Source organism: Klebsiella sp. OBRC7 (assembly GCF_000293135.1).
In the GTDB taxonomy this organism is placed as follows: Bacteria; Pseudomonadota; Gammaproteobacteria; order Enterobacterales; family Enterobacteriaceae; genus Klebsiella; species Klebsiella michiganensis.
In genome coordinates this window covers 60,431-76,624 of sequence record NZ_ALNJ01000154.1, presented here as the reverse complement: position 1 = coordinate 76,624, position 16,194 = coordinate 60,431, and the positions used below count along the sequence as shown (strand labels likewise).

General features: G+C 48.6%; 17 protein-coding genes and 1 tRNA gene. 2 read left to right on the top strand and 16 right to left on the bottom strand.

From position 1 onward, the window contains the following. Positions 1–18: 18 nt before the first annotated feature. From HMPREF1144_RS30220 to actS, 9 genes are all read right to left on the bottom strand, one after another. Complete coding sequence (locus HMPREF1144_RS30220) at positions 19–549, bottom strand: fimbrial protein (protein ID WP_009654932.1); 531 nt, start codon at positions 547–549, stop codon at positions 19–21. Between the two features lie 89 nt (positions 550–638). Beyond that, on the bottom strand, positions 639–1,235 hold the full coding sequence (locus HMPREF1144_RS30215) for a helix-turn-helix transcriptional regulator (protein ID WP_004854035.1): 597 nt from the start codon (positions 1,233–1,235) through the stop codon (positions 639–641). 606 nt (positions 1,236–1,841) lie between these two features. Then, positions 1,842–2,219, bottom strand: coding sequence for an SHOCT domain-containing protein (locus tag HMPREF1144_RS30210; RefSeq protein WP_004854037.1), 378 nt, complete (start codon positions 2,217–2,219; stop codon positions 1,842–1,844). Positions 2,220–2,342: 123 nt separating this feature from the next. Further along, positions 2,343–2,819 carry a glycine zipper 2TM domain-containing protein gene (locus tag HMPREF1144_RS30205; protein WP_004854039.1) on the bottom strand — a complete coding sequence of 159 codons (477 nt, stop codon included), beginning with the start codon at positions 2,817–2,819 and terminating at the stop codon, positions 2,343–2,345. Between the two features lie 324 nt (positions 2,820–3,143). Continuing rightward, positions 3,144–3,827: a winged helix-turn-helix domain-containing protein gene (locus HMPREF1144_RS30200; RefSeq protein WP_004854041.1), complete on the bottom strand. Its 684-nt coding sequence runs from the start codon at positions 3,825–3,827 to the stop codon at positions 3,144–3,146. Positions 3,828–4,771: 944 nt separating this feature from the next. Next, the gene (locus HMPREF1144_RS30195) at positions 4,772–5,254 is read right to left on the bottom strand and encodes a hypothetical protein (protein ID WP_004854043.1); all 483 of its coding nucleotides are present in this window, start codon (positions 5,252–5,254) and stop codon (positions 4,772–4,774) included. Next, positions 5,223–5,948, bottom strand: coding sequence for a winged helix-turn-helix domain-containing protein (locus HMPREF1144_RS30190; protein ID WP_065366407.1), 726 nt, complete (start codon positions 5,946–5,948; stop codon positions 5,223–5,225). The genes HMPREF1144_RS30195 and HMPREF1144_RS30190 overlap by 32 nt, the downstream gene beginning before the upstream one ends. A 696-nt stretch (positions 5,949–6,644) precedes the next feature. Beyond that, positions 6,645–6,718: transfer RNA gene (locus HMPREF1144_RS30185), tRNA-Gly, on the bottom strand. A 196-nt stretch (positions 6,719–6,914) separates the two neighbouring features. Further along, complete coding sequence (actS, locus tag HMPREF1144_RS30180; protein WP_004854045.1) at positions 6,915–7,640, bottom strand: amidase activator ActS; 726 nt, start codon at positions 7,638–7,640, stop codon at positions 6,915–6,917. A 330-nt stretch (positions 7,641–7,970) separates the two neighbouring features. Here actS and idi point away from each other — a divergent pair, with 330 nt between their 5' ends. Further along, positions 7,971–8,519 (top strand): isopentenyl-diphosphate Delta-isomerase, encoded by a 549-nt coding sequence (gene idi / locus HMPREF1144_RS30175; RefSeq protein WP_009654997.1) that lies wholly within the window; start codon positions 7,971–7,973, stop codon positions 8,517–8,519. 39 nt (positions 8,520–8,558) lie between these two features. Here idi and lysS read toward each other — a convergent pair whose 3' ends face one another. The 5 genes from lysS to xerD all read right to left on the bottom strand — a co-directional run bounded on the left by lysS (position 8,559) and on the right by xerD (position 14,641). Continuing rightward, complete coding sequence (gene lysS / locus HMPREF1144_RS30170; RefSeq protein ID WP_004134430.1) at positions 8,559–10,076, bottom strand: lysine--tRNA ligase; 1,518 nt, start codon at positions 10,074–10,076, stop codon at positions 8,559–8,561. Positions 10,077–10,085: 9 nt separating this feature from the next. Continuing rightward, positions 10,086–11,184 (bottom strand): peptide chain release factor 2 gene (gene prfB, locus HMPREF1144_RS30165; protein WP_100248296.1). Its coding sequence is split into 2 segments (ribosomal slippage): positions 10,086–11,108 and positions 11,110–11,184, totalling 1,098 coding nucleotides; the frame shifts between segments, so codons are not numbered across the junction. 85 nt (positions 11,185–11,269) lie between these two features. After that, positions 11,270–13,003 carry a single-stranded-DNA-specific exonuclease RecJ gene (gene recJ / locus HMPREF1144_RS30160; RefSeq protein ID WP_004854053.1) on the bottom strand — a complete coding sequence of 578 codons (1,734 nt, stop codon included), beginning with the start codon at positions 13,001–13,003 and terminating at the stop codon, positions 11,270–11,272. A 5-nt stretch (positions 13,004–13,008) separates the two neighbouring features. Beyond that, a complete protein-coding gene (gene dsbC / locus HMPREF1144_RS30155) occupies positions 13,009–13,722 on the bottom strand; it encodes a bifunctional protein-disulfide isomerase/oxidoreductase DsbC (RefSeq protein ID WP_009654991.1) in 714 nt (237 codons plus the stop codon). Between the two features lie 22 nt (positions 13,723–13,744). Then, positions 13,745–14,641 (bottom strand): site-specific tyrosine recombinase XerD, encoded by an 897-nt coding sequence (gene xerD / locus HMPREF1144_RS30150; protein WP_004105555.1) that lies wholly within the window; start codon positions 14,639–14,641, stop codon positions 13,745–13,747. Positions 14,642–14,762: 121 nt separating this feature from the next. On the opposite strand from xerD, the gene fldB reads away from it, so the two are divergent. After that, positions 14,763–15,284, top strand: a complete 522-nt coding sequence (gene fldB, locus HMPREF1144_RS30145; protein WP_009654974.1) for a flavodoxin FldB — start codon at positions 14,763–14,765, stop codon at positions 15,282–15,284. A gap of 8 nt (positions 15,285–15,292) precedes the next feature. On the opposite strand, the gene HMPREF1144_RS30140 is transcribed toward fldB, so the two are convergent. Both HMPREF1144_RS30140 and sdhE read right to left on the bottom strand, forming a co-directional pair. Beyond that, positions 15,293–15,703: a protein YgfX gene (locus HMPREF1144_RS30140; RefSeq protein ID WP_004854060.1), complete on the bottom strand. Its 411-nt coding sequence runs from the start codon at positions 15,701–15,703 to the stop codon at positions 15,293–15,295. Further along, positions 15,684–15,950: an FAD assembly factor SdhE gene (sdhE, locus tag HMPREF1144_RS30135; RefSeq protein ID WP_004124953.1), complete on the bottom strand. Its 267-nt coding sequence runs from the start codon at positions 15,948–15,950 to the stop codon at positions 15,684–15,686. Before sdhE ends, HMPREF1144_RS30140 begins: the two co-directional genes overlap by 20 nt. Between the last annotated feature and the right edge of the window lie 244 nt (positions 15,951–16,194).

Sequence of the window (16,194 nt, the reverse complement as noted above, 5' to 3'; positions counted from 1 at the left end):
AAGTTTCCGGCCATGGTTTTACAGGTAGGTCACGGCATACTGTAATGAAGCGGTAACATCACCCGCTGTTGGCGTACCAGCTGAATAGTACTGAGCGGTGTAATTAGCACTTGCCGATGTTTCACCTGCGGTTAACGTCAGGTCAGCATCACCAGTGAAATAGCTGGTAAAATCAATAACCGTTCCCGCAGTGTCGAGGATCTGGATTTCCACATCACCTGCACTACCGGTATTTCCCAGATTGCCAGCGGCAGTCACCTGATTACCTACAAAAACGGTAGAAATTTCCCGATCGGTCGTTTCAACCGCGCAGCCACTGACACCTACTTCAAAATTTGTGGCGCCAGCAGTTGTCGAGCTTGCGAAATCAGAAATACTCACTGTTGGTAATAAAACCACCGGTGATACCGCATTTCCGTTAACGGTCACCGCGCAGGTCTGGTCAGTGACTTCACCCTGGAAAGTAATAGTGTTATCAGATGCAGCAAAAGCTGAAAAAGCGGATGACAAACCAACAAAAACACTCAGGGCTATGATCTTTTTATTCATAAATAAATTCTCCACGTACATTATTAATAGCAACGATATTATAAATCGCTATATTTCAGCCTGCCTGGTGATGGAACAATACTCTGATATTATGCAAACCTCCTTATTTTCATTCCTATCTTACTCTCAATTCTTTGCCTGATATTATAAACAGACTTGACATCGAGTGACATTTCCGTAGAAATATCAGCCACGCCTTTATGCTTTAGCGTTAAATAGAGAACTTGCCTTTCTTTTTTTGTTAGTGCTCTGCCAGATCGTCGAAACAAAGGTAATCCAATGAACACTTTCCTGAAGTTAATTAAGGTCGCACCTAAACCTTCAGAAAGGTAGAGTACCTCTGTTACACTCTTTTCATTTTGTTTGTAATAATTGGCCAGTGCTGCCATTTTTACATCTGCCAGCAGTATTACCTTCATATTCGTACTGGCGAGGTATTCAACCCACTCGTCATTCATAAAGAAATGAATATTCCGCCAGGAAAAATCCACAAAAACAAACCCTTCAGACGAGGTGATAATACTTATTGAGTTAATAAGAGACCTCACCCCCGCCTCAAAAAAAACATTTACTCCCGGCCAGATACAAACCTTAGGATTAAGGCACTGAGAGGCGCTAAACTCTTGTTCAGGAAGGATTTGGCATTTAACACTACAACTCTGACACAGTACATTTCCATGCTTCATACCCCTCCTTGAAATATCCTAATAATCACCAGGAACTTTCCTATATGATATATTCACATATAAATTTTACAACTTGAATTTTTAAAATTAATAAACTCCCCAAAAAAAAGAAAAATCTTAATTCAGGAATGATTAATTCAACCTGATAAACACAAAAATTAGGAATCCAACCCTCACGATTAAGAATATTCTTACGAAATAAGGGATTTTGCGCTGAAGTTAAGGTACAAAAAAGTTAAATTCAGAGCTTTTCACTACAAACAAGGGAAATGTAAATACTTACTAATAAAAAAACCTCTATTACTTTTCTTTTAAAGCGTTATTTTGTTAAAAAGTAAAATAACGCTCCAAAGGAAATGCCATTATCCTTTTAAAAAAGGGTTGATTTAGCACCTTATCAAAAAATCTGACAAAAAATAAAAAAAACATCACTCCGCTTTGTGCAAATTGTGTTATACAATACTAATCAGTCATTTAAATAAAACTTATGCTACTAATCATGGAGCAATGCTCTGCTGAAAAAAATGGCAATGCATATTGTTACTTAACAAATAAATACGGTATCACATGGCTGATGTTGTTCAGCTATACAGGAAATAAAATTTACTACCGCAGAAGCTTTTCCTTTATTTCAGTATACTCACGGTCAGTGATAATGCCTGCGACCTTTAGCTCATGAGCTTCAATTATTTGTTCAGTAATACTCTTCCTTGCGCCGTGGTATCCGGGGTAAGAATATTTATGGTGATAATGTCGTTGTCTTTCCGCCATTCCCTTCCCCCTAATCAATAGATAAACAATTGAGCAAACAACAGGAATAAAGAGTAATAAAACGATCCAGACTACTTTAAAAACAATATGTAAATCATCATCACGATAAATATCCGTTAGAATCTGAAAAATTAATATCAAATAAGCAAAAAAGAACAAAATCGTAAAAAATGACATAACAATATCCGAGAATGTCATTGATTGTAAATTCATTACACATACCCTTCCATAAGCAATCGGTATAAAATGGGGAATGAGTTAATTAAAAACAGATTAATTAACCCTGTCTCCCCCAGACACCAACATTATTCCAAAAAAAATACAATGAGAATAGTTCTACATTTGAGCGACAGGAGTAATGGTAACCTGACCTCTTAGTGACGTAATATTAACCTGCTGCCCTACAAAAAAAGGCGTTTCTCCAATCGGCTGGACAATGACAAATTCATTACCATTCACGGGTCGGATGAAAAGCTCCACACCGTTTATTTGAGATCTATTGCGCTGAATCGCTTGCCCTGTCAGAGCGCCAGCAACGGCACCGCCCGCCGTAGCGATACGTCGGCCACTTCCACCGCCTATAGCATTACCTGCAACGCCACCTAATACCCCACCTGCTGCCGCACCAGCAATATTATTATCACTGTCATTCTGGATAGTAATATTTCTTACTCTGGTGACGGTCCCCTGGGTAACAGCCATGGGTTGCCCCGTCAAAGCCATATTAATATTATCAGCCGACCCCACAGGATTTCCACTACAACTCACTAAAAATAAGGAGCCAACAAACACTAAAAATAATTTCAAAAACATAACTTCTCCTGTTATTGACAATGTGGTTCATCTTTAATTAACAGGAACCGCCACTGTGGTCGCTCCCTGACTACATACTTTAATCTTTATCACTACTTTTTATTCAGTAAGCAATTATTGCTCTCACGTTACTGATATAATCAAATATGACCATAATAAAAATGGTCATGAATTTGTGGCCACACAACTATGGTTTGCTATACACGCTGAATGCATTATTTTTAAACCCCGGCATTGCTTTTAATCCATACTGCCACTTCTCGCTATAATTTATGAACACGATATTTTCATATCTACCTGGTACAGGCAGGGATGCTTTTATATTTAATGATCAATAATATTTTTCGCATCCAGATAATATCCATCACCTCTTTTATTTTCAATTCTGGCACATTTATAGGGGGCAATTTTTTTTCGCAACCGTCCAATGAGCACTTCGACAGTATTATTATTTTGATTAAATACATCATCATGTAAATGCTTCATGATTTCATATTTACTGATGAGTTTACCACTTTTTTTAATAAGCAGTCTCATTATCTCAAACTCATAGTTGGTGAGTTTTATTTTTTCATCTGCAATAAACAATGCTCGACTTCCAATGTTAAGTTCAATTTTACCTGCGGCCATTTTTTTCGTCGGTTCCAGACAAGATCTGCGAATAAGTGTTTGTAAGCGAACAATGAGTTCTTCAATCCTGAAAGGTTTGACAATATAATCATCAGCGCCTCCATTTAAAGCACGCACTTTATGCTGCAGATTCTCTTCATTGCTGATTATTAAGATCCTAATATTTTCTCCCATTTTTCGCCAACGCCGTATAGTCTGAACACATTCGGAATCACGAGGAGTCGTAGTCATTACCATAACATCTGGTTTATTCGATATCATGAACAGCCATGCTTCTTTTAAGCTCGAACAAACATCCACAACAAAACCAGCGTTTTCCGTCTGAGAACGTAAGTAATTTTGACTGATGACATTTGGATCTAATATCAAGGCACGCACATCCTAATCCTTATCCTTGTTAAAAAAATTCCCTACTTAGTATAGCCACTGGCTTTTAATCTATTTTATTGCAAAAGATATAACTTATAACTTCATCTGGCACCAAAACTGGTTATCTCATCCATTTGAACATACCTGAACCTGGCAACAATTGTTACGCTATTTGTCAGGCAAGGCAATAGACCAAAAAGCCATACTGAATATACAAATTATTATTCTAAAACCTGTGATAAATTATAAAAATATCATAGACAATCATAGAGAATTAGATTATTATTCCAATAATCATATAAAATCTAGTTTTTCACTCTACTAAATGAGATTTAATTAAGAAATTAATATATAAAAAACTACCTATAGATGGTAACAGATTAGTTGCGTCGGTACGGATTTTTATAATTAAGCGCAAAAAAAGACAATCCTGTCTTGTTCAATCTGTACAAATCTTCACAAAGAAAACTCATGAACCTGAGAACTAAGAACTCGATTAAATTTAATCTCTATAACATTTTTACTTTTAACGTTATCGCTAACAGGGGATACTTCATCAGGGCAGGACGATATGCGTTGCATACTCGGATATAAACAACACAACCGGAGAAGGAAATGCCAGTTTTGATTGCCACATTGAATAACCAGATAAAGGTTATTGCAGCATTACGTCAAAAGGGAGTCAGGTATAAGAAGATATATTCCTGTGATAGCTATATTTTCATGCCATGATTTCAACAGGAGGTTAATAAAAAAATTAATCGAACATCTACTACAGAAAAATAGTTAACTTGCTTTAGCAATCATTGCTAGTATTCAATGTCGATTATTAAATCAATACGGCTTACTATCACTACAATTGATTAAAAAGACCACGCGACTGTTTAAATATCGCATCCACCTTTAAAAAAAACATGAGCTAATATTATTAATACACTGGTAAATTAAATAAATCATTTGCGACACATGAAAATAGTACGTTGCAGATCGCTAATACGCCATGTGACTTCATCGATTTTCTGAATTTTATAAAAAAACACAGACTGACTTGAAGTGAGTTTCTCAGTCAATTCTGGTGGAGTTGTATCCTGCTTGTTGGCTGTAAAACGCCCTTTAACCACTTTATGAAAACCATTTTCCGTATTTTTGGTGATAGTCATATCACCTGAACGGTCAACAATATACTCCTTTCCCTCATTCTCCAGAGTACCATATTCATTGACAACCACATGTCCTTTCTCTGTTATATGAAAAACAATTTTAACATTACCTGAGATGCCGTTTTTTTCTCCCTGATTTATGTAAAAACTGGACATACAGTTCATTGGCAAATATTTATCTATCGCAAACAACTTATAACCGATAAAGGCAATAACCAGCAACAATACAATATTAACAGCTACGCTAAATATTTTTAATATTGAGATAGTTTTCACATTGATTACCTTTATTCAATTTATTTGCTTTGCAAACGGCTACGTGCGTAGAGTACGTTTTATCGTTTAGCGATGTTTTATTATCATCAAAAAATATCGTTTGGGTCATGTTCTTACAAGTTTCAATGATTTTCTTACCAAGTATAGTACCGAAGAAAACGGATACATTATTAATGTTTGTTAAGCTTTTATCAACATATACATCACATTTCCCTATCGTTTTGTATTTATATAACACACTGCTTTTTTCATCGTATTTGATGTAAAGACATATTAGGAGTATGCTAAAACATATAAAAATGAAGAAATTTAGCTTTAAGCCAGTGTTACGCAACACCTTCTGTTTTATTTTTTTTGTGTTATTTTCTTGAGCTGGGGATATTAACTTAAAATCACAGTGTAACCTGAATCCTTGTTTAGGTATCGTTTCAATGATATCTGAAAGACCTAATTCTTGTAACGTTTTCCGTAATATAGAGACATTTCTGTTAAGATTGTGGTTAGATGCCACTAAACCATACTGCTCCCAAACTTTCTCAAGAATTTCATTCCTGCTTAACTGCTCGTTATTTTTTTGTAACAATAAAGACAATAACCTCGCGGCCGATACAGGAAGTATTATCTCTGTATTATCGTTCTCTAAAGCTCGAGACTCTTCATTGTAATGAACCGAATTCTCAAGTAAGTAATTCATTGCACATCGCTCCTGCAATTATATTCTGTTTATTATAATTTGATTAAATAGGTTATGCAATTCGTATGCGATTGGTTACTTTTTGAACTTAAAAAGCTCAAGTTATACTAATTTCAGGGGAAATCATTTATCTCATCTATTCCCGCTATTATATTTGAATGTTTTTTTGATATTAAGCACGTACATATCGTATATTTTATTCTAATACTTGAGTTTTATCAGTACGTTGCTGTTTATCTCTATTGACGGATCTCACTTGAAGTAGCACACCAAATAATTAGCAGCATAAGTTTATTCTTATAGAATGTGTTATGACGTTATCCTTGGTAACATCCTGATTTGCAAATCATTCCCGACTGCATTCGCCATCCCCGCAGTGAAATCGTCCGCGATTGAAAACACACTCTGTCTAACTAAACTCCAGCGTCCGTCTGGTGCCCTGACTGACCCGATGTCCTCTATGAATAGAGTCTGCTTTCAACGAGTTGATTGAAGTTTTAGCATAAGCAAATTGTGGCCAGATTCGCAGTAACATCGACCAGCCAATTATCGTGCATGAGCACAGGTCAATCACCAACGCGCCGTGGGTTAATACTCAGATGATGTCCGGATAGCGACGTTGGTAGGCGTCATTCATACCATGTGAGGAGACGATATCATTAGGGCTGGCGTCCAGAGCGGACTCTACTCAGGAAGTGGAGCGAGTGAGGGGAATCGAACCCCCGTCATTTGGTTGGGAACCAAAAGCTCTACCATTGAGCTACACTCGCCCAGACAGAATCCGATAAAGCAAATTGACCCGTTGGATTCTTGTTAGGGATGTAATCCGTATTACAACAGACTACTTTAAGACAACCACGCAATGCCTTACTCCCCTCCCGGAAGCGAAGAGGTGCGAGGGCCATTATAGACCTTACGCACCCGCTGACAAGCCCAAACCAGGCTAAATGCCGATAAAATAACCTTTTAGCACTTAGGCTTACTGCCCTGCGGCGGCAAATAGCGCAGCGGGTCGATCGCCGTCGCCCGGTAGCGAATCTGGAAGTGCAGGCGCACGGAATCCGCGTCCGAGCTGCCCATGGTGGCAATCTGCTGGCCAATCTTCACGCTCTGGCCGTTATTCACCATTAGCTTGTCGTTGTGCGCGTAGGCGCTGATATAGTCCTCATTATGCTTAATCATAATCAGGTTGCCGTAGCCGCGCAGCTGGTTGCCCACGTACACCACTTTGCCCGCCCCTGCCGCATACACCGGCTGGCCGCGCTTACCGGCGATATCGATACCTTTATTGCCGCCATCGCTGGTGGAGTATGGCAGCACTACTTTACCGCTGGTTGGCCAGCGCCAGCAGCGTTGCCCGACAGGCGGCCAGGAGGATTGCGGCACCGCCGAAGATGGCGTCACGGCGGCGGTACGTTTCGTCGACGATTTCTTGCCGGATGCCCCCGCCTTCGCCGTGGTCCCGGAACCGCTGTTTAGCTTCAGCTTTTGCCCGACTTCGATGGTATAGGGAGGTGAAATATTATTGAGACGGGCAAGATCCCTGACGCTGGTGCCAGTGGAACGTGAGATAGCGTACAGCGTGTCGCCGCGCTTCACGGTGTAGGTTGAACCGGAATCGGATGAGCTGGAACACCCCGCGACGATCAGGCTGCTCAGCAACATTATTGCAATAACAAAGCGTTTTCTCATCAGGCGTCCTGCACTTAACACTAACATTCACCTCAAAACCAGGGCGATTATCATACCAGTCCCCAGGACATTCCCCAATCGCTACCCGTCATACAGAAGTATTAAAGGCCGGCTAAGCGGCTACATATCATCGCCAGGATCTTCATGATGCTTCAGGTTAAACGGCTAGTTAATCCATGAGCCGCCTGGCGGCGCATCTGTAATATCACACTCTCCCCCGTGGCCAACATGTTTTGGTAATGCCTTTGTCCCATTTATGGGCTACCCTAGTGGCCTGAGTACATGACCCGGCGGGTTTGTGCCGGGTTATTTTTTATTTCAGGAGTTGTCATGGCCGGGGAACATGTCATTTTGCTGGACGAGCAAGATAAGCCTACAGGTATGCTGGAGAAGTATGCCGCCCACACCCTCGATACCCCTTTGCATCTCGCGTTTTCCTGCTGGCTGTTCAATGCACAAGGTCAGCTGCTGGTCACGCGCCGTTCGCTGGGCAAAAAAGCCTGGCCAGGCGTATGGACGAACTCAGTCTGCGGGCATCCGCAAACCGGCGAAACCTTCGAACAGGCCGTTGAGCGCCGCTGCCGCTTTGAGCTCGGCGTTGAGATTACCCGCATCGCCCCGGTCTTCCCGGGATTCCGCTATCGGGCCGTTGCGCCGAATGGCATTGTCGAAAACGAGGTCTGCCCGGTCTATGCGGCACAAGTCGCCAGTGCGTTACGGATAAATCCTGACGAAGTGATGGATTTTCAGTGGAGCAATCTTGCGGATGTGTTAAGCGGGATTCGCGCGACGCCCTGGGCTTTTAGCCCGTGGATGGTGCTGCAGGTGGCGGACGATAATGCGCGTAACGCATTAATCAGCTTTAGCAACCAGGCATAAAAAAACCCAGCTCAGCTGGGTTTTTTATTCGCGTAATGCTTATTTTACCGGACGCATCGCCGGGAACAGGATCACGTCGCGGATGGTGTGGCTGTTGGTAAACAGCATCACCATACGGTCGATACCGATACCGAGGCCAGCGGTCGGCGGCAGGCCGTGCTCCAGCGCAGTAACGTAGTCTTCATCATAGAACATCGCTTCGTCGTCACCGGCGGCTTTCGCGTTAACCTGATCGAGGAAACGCTGCGCCTGGTCTTCCGCATCGTTCAACTCGCTAAAGCCGTTACCGATTTCACGCCCGCCGATGAAGAATTCAAAGCGGTCGGTGATTTCCGGGTTCTCGTCGTTACGACGCGCCAGCGGAGAGACTTCTGCCGGATATTCAGTAATGAAGGTCGGCTGAATCAGGTGCGCTTCCGCCACTTCTTCGAAGATCTCGGTCACGATGCGGCCCAGACCCCAGCTCTTCTCAACGTGGATACCGATGCTTTCCGCAATGGCTTTTGCAGAATCGAAGTTATCCAGATCGGCCATCTCGGTTTCCGGACGATACTTCTTGATCGCTTCGCGCATGGTCAGCTTTTCAAACGGCTTGCCGAAATCAAAAGTCTGATCGCCGTAAGGCACTTCAGTATGGCCCAGAACGTCCTGCGCCAGGGTGCGGAACAGGGATTCGGTCAGCTCAATCAGATCTTTGTAATCCGCATACGCCATGTAGAGTTCCATCATGGTGAACTCTGGGTTATGGCGAACGGAGATACCTTCGTTACGGAAGTTACGGTTGATTTCGAACACGCGCTCGAAGCCGCCAACCACCAGACGCTTCAGGTACAGTTCCGGCGCGATACGCAGGTACATGTCCAGATCCAGCGCGTTGTGATGGGTGATGAACGGACGCGCGGACGCGCCGCCGGGGATCACCTGCATCATCGGGGTTTCAACTTCCATAAAGCCGCGGCCGACCATGAACTGGCGGATGCCCGCCAGGATCTGTGAACGCACTTTAAAGGTGTTGCGCGATTCATCGTTGGAGATCAGGTCCAGGTAGCGCTGACGATAGCGCGCTTCCTGATCCTGCAGGCCGTGGAATTTGTCCGGCAGCGGGCGCAGGGCTTTGGTCAGCAGACGCAGTTCGGTGCAGTGAATAGAGAGCTCGCCGGTCTTGGTTTTGAACAGCTTACCGCGCGCCGCGATGATATCGCCGAGGTCCCACTTTTTGAACTGCTCGTTGTAGACGCCTTCCGCCAGATCGTCGCGGGCGACGTACAGCTGAATGCGGCCGCCAACGTCCTGCAGCGTAACGAAGGAGGCTTTACCCATGATACGACGGGTCATCATGCGGCCTGCGACGGCGACTTCAACATTCAGCGCTTCCAGCTCTTCGTTTTCTTTGCCATCGAAGTCAGCGTGCAGTTGGTCAGAGGTGTGGTCACGACGGAAATCATTCGGGAACGGGATACCCTGCTCACGCAGCGCGGCCAGCTTCTCACGACGGGCTTTCAGTTCATTATTAAGGTCAATTGCCGCGTCAGCGCCCTGTGCTTGTTGTTCAGACATGTTGGTTCCTCATAACCCTGCTTTCAAACTTGCTTCGATAAATTGATCCAGGCTGCCGTCCAGCACCGCCTGAGTGTTGCGGGTTTCCACCCCGGTGCGCAGATCTTTAATGCGGGAGTCATCCAGCACGTAAGAACGGATCTGGCTGCCCCAGCCGATGTCGGATTTAGTATCTTCCATCGCCTGCTTCTCGGCATTTTTCTTCTGCATTTCCAGCTCATAAAGCTTCGCTTTCATCTGCTTCATGGCCTGGTCTTTGTTCTTGTGCTGTGAACGGTCGTTCTGGCACTGGGTCACTAAGCCGGTCGGAATGTGGGTAATACGCACCGCGGATTCCGTACGGTTAACGTGCTGACCGCCCGCGCCGGATGCGCGATAAACGTCAATGCGCAGATCCGCCGGGTTGATGTCGATATCAATATCGTCATCCACTTCCGGATAAACGAACGCGGAGCTGAAAGAGGTGTGGCGGCGGCCGCCGGAATCGAACGGGCTCTTACGCACCAGGCGATGAACGCCGGTTTCGGTACGCAGCCAGCCGTAGGCGTAGTCGCCGATAATCTTGATGGTCACTGACTTAATGCCCGCCACTTCGCCTTCAGACTCTTCGATGATCTCGGTCTTGAAGCCGCGCGCTTCGGCCCAGCGCAGATACATGCGCATCAGCATGCTGGCCCAGTCCTGCGCTTCCGTTCCGCCGGAACCGGCCTGGATATCGAGGTAGCAATCGGCGCTGTCGTATTCACCGGAGAACATCCGGCGGAATTCCAGCTGCGCCAGCTTCTCTTCCAGCACATCGAGCTCGGCGACGGCTTCGTTGAAGGTCTCTTCGTCTTCGGCTTCAACGGCCAGCTCCAGCAGGCCGGAAACGTCCTCCAGCCCCTGAGACATCTGATCCAGCGTATCAACGATGGCTTCCAGCGAGGAACGCTCTTTACCCAGCGCCTGCGCACGCTCTGGTTCGTTCCAGACGTCAGGCTGCTCCAGCTCGGCGTTTACTTCTTCGAGACGCTCTTTCTTAGCATCGTAGTCAAAGATACCCCCTAAGAACGTCCGAGCGCTCCGTGAGGTCCTGAATACGGTTTTTTACCGGATTTATTTCAAACATGGTCGGTTTCTTTTAATGGATTCGTCAAAATGCGGTGATAAGAGCGGAATTCTACCGGATTCGCGCCCTCATTAATATACTGTTCTCAATTTGGCCAGAGGTGGTCAATGATCAGCTGCAGGCTGCGGTTGCCGCGGAACTCATTGATATCAAGCTTATAGGCAAGCTGAACTTCGCGAACGCCGTTATCCGGCCAAAGGGAAGTATCAACATTGAACGCGATACCGTCCAGCAGCGGGCCGCCACCGACCGGCTCAACCATCACCTTCAGATGACGCTCGCCGACCAGGCGCTGCTGTAGCAGACGGAAACGGCCGTCAAACAGCGGCTCCGGGAACATCTGCCCCCACGGTCCGGCGTCGCGCAGCATCTGCGCGACCTCCATGCTCATCTCTGCTGCCGCCAGCGGACCGTCGGAGACCACTTCCCCCTGCAGCAGCGCAGGATCGAGCCACTCGGTCACCAGCTCGCCGAAGCGCTGCTGGAACTCTTCAAAACGCGCCTCTTCCAGCGATAGCCCCGCCGCCATGGCATGGCCGCCAAACTTCAGAATCAGCCCGGGATAGAGCGTATCCAGACGCTCCAGCGCATCGCGCATATGCAGCCCCTGAATCGACCGACCGGAGCCTTTGAGCGTACCGTCGCCGGTGGGCGCAAAGGCGATAACCGGACGATGGAAACGCTCTTTGATACGCGAGGCCAGAATGCCGACGACGCCCTGGTGCCACTGCGGATGGTACATCGCCAGGCCGCCGGGCAATGTCTCGCTGCTGCGTTCCAGCTTCTCACACAGGGTCAGGGCTTCCGCCTGCATCCCCTGCTCTATCTCTTTGCGCGTCTGGTTCAACGCGTCCAGCTCATTGGCCAGCACCCGCGCCTCGCCGGTGTTGTCGCACAGCAGCAGCGCCACGCCGACGGACATATCGTCCAGCCGGCCCGCGGCGTTCAGGCGCGGACCGAGCGCGAAGCCGAGATCGCTTGCCGCCAGCTTTTGCGGGTCGCGGTTGGCGATCTCCAGCAGCGCCTTAATGCCCGGACGGCATTTACCCGCCCGGATGCGGCTCAGCCCCTGCCAGGTCAGAATACGGTTGTTGGCATCCAGCGGTACGACGTCCGCCACGGTGCCGAGCGCCACCAGATCGAGGAGGTCAGCCAGATTCGGCGGCGCAATGCCGCGCTCCTCAAACCAGCCTTTATCACGCAGAAAAGTGCGCAGCGCCAGCATCAGATAAAAAGCCACGCCCACCCCGGCCAGCGATTTCGACGGAAACTCACAGTCGCGCAGGTTCGGGTTAATAATCGCTTCCGCCGCGGGCAGCGAATCCCCCGGCAGGTGGTGATCGGTCACCAGCACCGGAATACCCAGCGCATGGGCGCGATCGACGCCAGCGTGCGAAGAAATACCGTTATCCACGGTCATAATCATCTGCGCGCCGCGGGCGTGAGCCTGATCGACCACTTCCGGGCTCAGGCCGTAGCCATCTTCAAAACGGTTTGGCACCAGGTACGAGACGTTGCCGTAGCCCAGCGCCCGCAGGGCCAGAACGCTCAGCGCGGTGCTGGTGGCGCCGTCGGCGTCAAAATCGCCGACCACCACAATATGCAGCCCCTGCTTAAATGCGCCGTAGAGCATCTCTACCGCTTTTTCGACGCCGGTGAGCTGCGACCACGGCAGCATGCCTTTCACGCCGCGCTCCAGCTCCTGCGCGCTACGTACGCCGCGGCTGGCGTACAGCCGCTGCAGCAGCGGCGGGAGATCGGCAGGTAAATCGACGCCGTCAGCCGCCTCGCGGCGGCGTAGTTGTATCTGTTGTTTCACGCGAATCAGTTACCGCTTGTCTGTTTTTGATGCTCATCAAGGAGCGCTTTCAGGTCTTTGGGATCGCGATAGCCGGGCATCAGCGTGCCATCGCTCAGCACCATCGCCGGCGTGCCGTTAACGCCAAGCTGCACGCCCAGCATGTAGTGTTTAGCGATATCAACATCGCAGCTGGCCGGCTGCACGCCCTTACCGCTCATCGCGTCATCCAGCGCTTTGTTGCGATCTTTAGCGCACCAGATAGCCTTCATATTCTGCTCGGCTTCGCTTTGCAGCCCCTGGCGCGGGAAGGCCAGATAGCGCACGGTAATACCCAGCGCGTTATAGTCGCTCATCTGCTCATGCAATTTATGGCAATAACCACAGGTAATATCGGTGAAGACGGTGATGACGTGTTTTTCCTGCGGCGCTTTATAGACGATCATCTCTTTTTCCAGCGCGTTCAGCTTACCGGCCAGCAGCGTATTGGTGACGTTTACCGGCTGCGCGCCGCTGACGTCGTACATCGGCCCCTGGATAATGTGCTTACCGTCATCGGTAACGTATATCACGCCGCTGTCCGTCAATACGGTGCTAATGCCTTTGATCGGCGAAGGTTGCACGTCCGAACTCTGCACGCCCAGCTTCGCCAGCAGTTGCTTGATCGCCGCGCTATCGGCATGCGCCGTACCGGATAAGGTGGTCGCCAGCAGAGTGAACATCAGTAAACCTTTTTTCATACTCAGTCCTTTTTTTCAGCACTCACGCACGCGGGTGATGCTGTTGATGGAGTTGTCGCAGACGCTCGGTCGCCACGTGGGTGTAGATCTGCGTCGTGGAGAGATCGCTGTGTCCTAACAGCATCTGCACCACGCGTAAGTCGGCGCCATGGTTAAGTAAATGCGTCGCGAACGCATGGCGTAACACGTGCGGGGAGAGCTTTTCGCTGTCAATCCCCGCCAGTACGGCATAGTGCTTAATTCGATGCCAGAACGTCTGGCGCGTCATCTGCTGCGCGCGCTGGCTGGGAAAAAGCACATCGGACGCCACGCCGTTCAGCAGCCAGGGGCGCCCGTACTCAAGGTAATTCTCAACCCACAGCACCGCCTCTTCACCCAGCGGTACCAGACGTTCTTTATTTCCTTTACCAATCACGCGCAGCACGCCCTGTCGCAGGCTAATGTCGCTCATGGTCAGGCCCACCAGCTCGGAAACGCGCAGACCGGTGGCGTACAGCACTTCCAGCATCGCTTTATCGCGCAGCTCCAGCGGTTGTTCAACCAGCGGCGCCTGGAGCAGGCGTTCCACCTGCGCCTCGCTCAGATCCTTCGGCAGCCTCTGCGGCAGCTTTGGCGAGGCCAGCAGCGCGCTGGGATCGTCCGGGCGAATTTTCTCCCGGTAAAGATGCTGGAAGAAACGGCGTACGGCGCTTAGCAGGCGCGCGGTGCTGGTGGCTTTATAGCCGCCGGTTTGCCGCTCCGCCAGCAGCGACTGGAGATCTTCACCGCTGACGCTGGCAAGCGACAGGCCACGATGGTGCAGCCATTCGACCACCATCGTCAGGTCCCGGCGATAGGCGCTTAGCGTGTTCTCCGCCAGATTCCGCTCCAGCCATAAGGCATCAAGAAACTGCTCGATTTGTGCGAGATCCTGTTCCACTCTGGCCTCTTTGCTTATTAAAACGGCGCCATTATACCCTAAATAATTCGAGTTGCAGGCGGGCGCGGCCTTTCTGGTACACTAAGCGCAAAGTCACAGCAAGAATTGAGACGTTTCCGCGATGAACATAGGTCTTTTTTACGGTTCCAGCACCTGCTACACCGAAATGGCGGCGGAAAAAATCCGCGATATTATCGGCCCTGAACTGGTCACGCTGCACAACCTGAAAGATGATTCCCCTACCCTGATGACGCAATACGATGTGCTGATCCTCGGCATTCCAACCTGGGATTTCGGCGAGATCCAGGAGGATTGGGAGGCGGTCTGGCAGCAGCTCGATACGCTGGATCTGCAGGGTAAAATCGTCGCGCTGTACGGCATGGGCGACCAGCTAGGCTACGGCGAATGGTTCCTTGATGCGCTCGGCATGCTGCACGATAAGCTGGCGACCAAAGGGGTTAAGTTTATCGGCTACTGGCCTACTGAAGGCTATGAATTCACCAGCCCGAAACCGGTCATTGCCGATGGGCAGCTGTTCGTTGGCCTGGCGCTTGATGAAACGAACCAGTACGACCTGAGCGATGAGCGCATTCAGAACTGGTGCGAGCAAATCCTCGGTGAAATGGCTGAGCAGTTCTCCTGAGTCCTTGCCTACTCTTGCGTCGGTTTTAGCAACACCAGCCGACGCAGGTCTCGCCATTCTCCCGCGTCCATGCTATCCGCCGCGACCCACAAATGCTGGGTTCGTTGGTTTTCCGTATTCCGCAGGCGCAGCAGCATTCCGCTGTTAATCACCCACGGGGTGCCGATGATATCCCACTCCGCCTTTTGCCAGCGCAGACGGGAGTCGATCAGCAGCTTGATTTCTCCCTGACGGGCATGGATCCGCCGCTGGCTGCGCACGCAGTCGAACACCACCAGCGACAGCAGTATCAGCCACAGCGGGGTATAGCTCAGCGGCCAGGGCATCAGCAGCACCAGCGCCGCCACCACGCCGTGCATCAGCAGCGAAAACCACTGCGCTCGCCACGAGATGCGTAAATCAGATTGCCACAGGACCACGTTCCCGATTCCGTGTCTGAATTAATTTTACCATCCGCTGCAGTTCTGCATCAGCCGGCTCGCCATGATTCATCAACCAGTTGAACAGATCCGGATCGTCGTTTTCCAGCAGGCGGATGAATAACGCTTTGTCGCCATCGCTGAGCGTGTCGTACTCATGCTCGAAAAACGGCATGATGGAGATATCGAGTTCACGCATACCTCGACGGCATGCCCAGTGGATGCGGGCTTTATTGTTAATGTCCATGTTTTACTTCCTGCTTATAAATATCTCTTAGTTTAACCCGTTTTCGGCGCTGACTTCACTGGAATATCCAGTTTCGCGAGCGCTATTCCATGAAAACCCTAAAATAATCAGGTCATTTATTATTTCGCTGGTTTCAGCGCCCCGTCTTTGAGGGCACGAATGGCCTGTCAAAAGCGCTTGCATTGCACCATAGCTCTTTTACCATTAGTCACACACTCTGCGTTAAGCTATTCAGGATATGACT

Coding starts and splice junctions, on each gene's coding strand:
- HMPREF1144_RS30220 (WP_009654932.1), bottom strand. CDS start 549: ATGAATAAAAAGATCATAGCCCTGAGTGTTTTTGTTGGTTTGTCATCC.
- HMPREF1144_RS30215 (WP_004854035.1), bottom strand. CDS start 1,235: ATGAAGCATGGAAATGTACTGTGTCAGAGTTGTAGTGTTAAATGCCAA.
- HMPREF1144_RS30210 (WP_004854037.1), bottom strand. CDS start 2,219: ATGAATTTACAATCAATGACATTCTCGGATATTGTTATGTCATTTTTT.
- HMPREF1144_RS30205 (WP_004854039.1), bottom strand. CDS start 2,819: ATGTTTTTGAAATTATTTTTAGTGTTTGTTGGCTCCTTATTTTTAGTG.
- HMPREF1144_RS30190 (WP_065366407.1), bottom strand. CDS start 5,948: ATGAATTACTTACTTGAGAATTCGGTTCATTACAATGAAGAGTCTCGA.
- actS (WP_004854045.1), bottom strand. CDS start 7,640: ATGAGAAAACGCTTTGTTATTGCAATAATGTTGCTGAGCAGCCTGATC.
- idi (WP_009654997.1), top strand. CDS start 7,971: ATGGCCGGGGAACATGTCATTTTGCTGGACGAGCAAGATAAGCCTACA.
- lysS (WP_004134430.1), bottom strand. CDS start 10,076: ATGTCTGAACAACAAGCACAGGGCGCTGACGCGGCAATTGACCTTAAT.
- dsbC (WP_009654991.1), bottom strand. CDS start 13,722: ATGAAAAAAGGTTTACTGATGTTCACTCTGCTGGCGACCACCTTATCC.
- fldB (WP_009654974.1), top strand. CDS start 14,763: ATGAACATAGGTCTTTTTTACGGTTCCAGCACCTGCTACACCGAAATG.
- sdhE (WP_004124953.1), bottom strand. CDS start 15,950: ATGGACATTAACAATAAAGCCCGCATCCACTGGGCATGCCGTCGAGGT.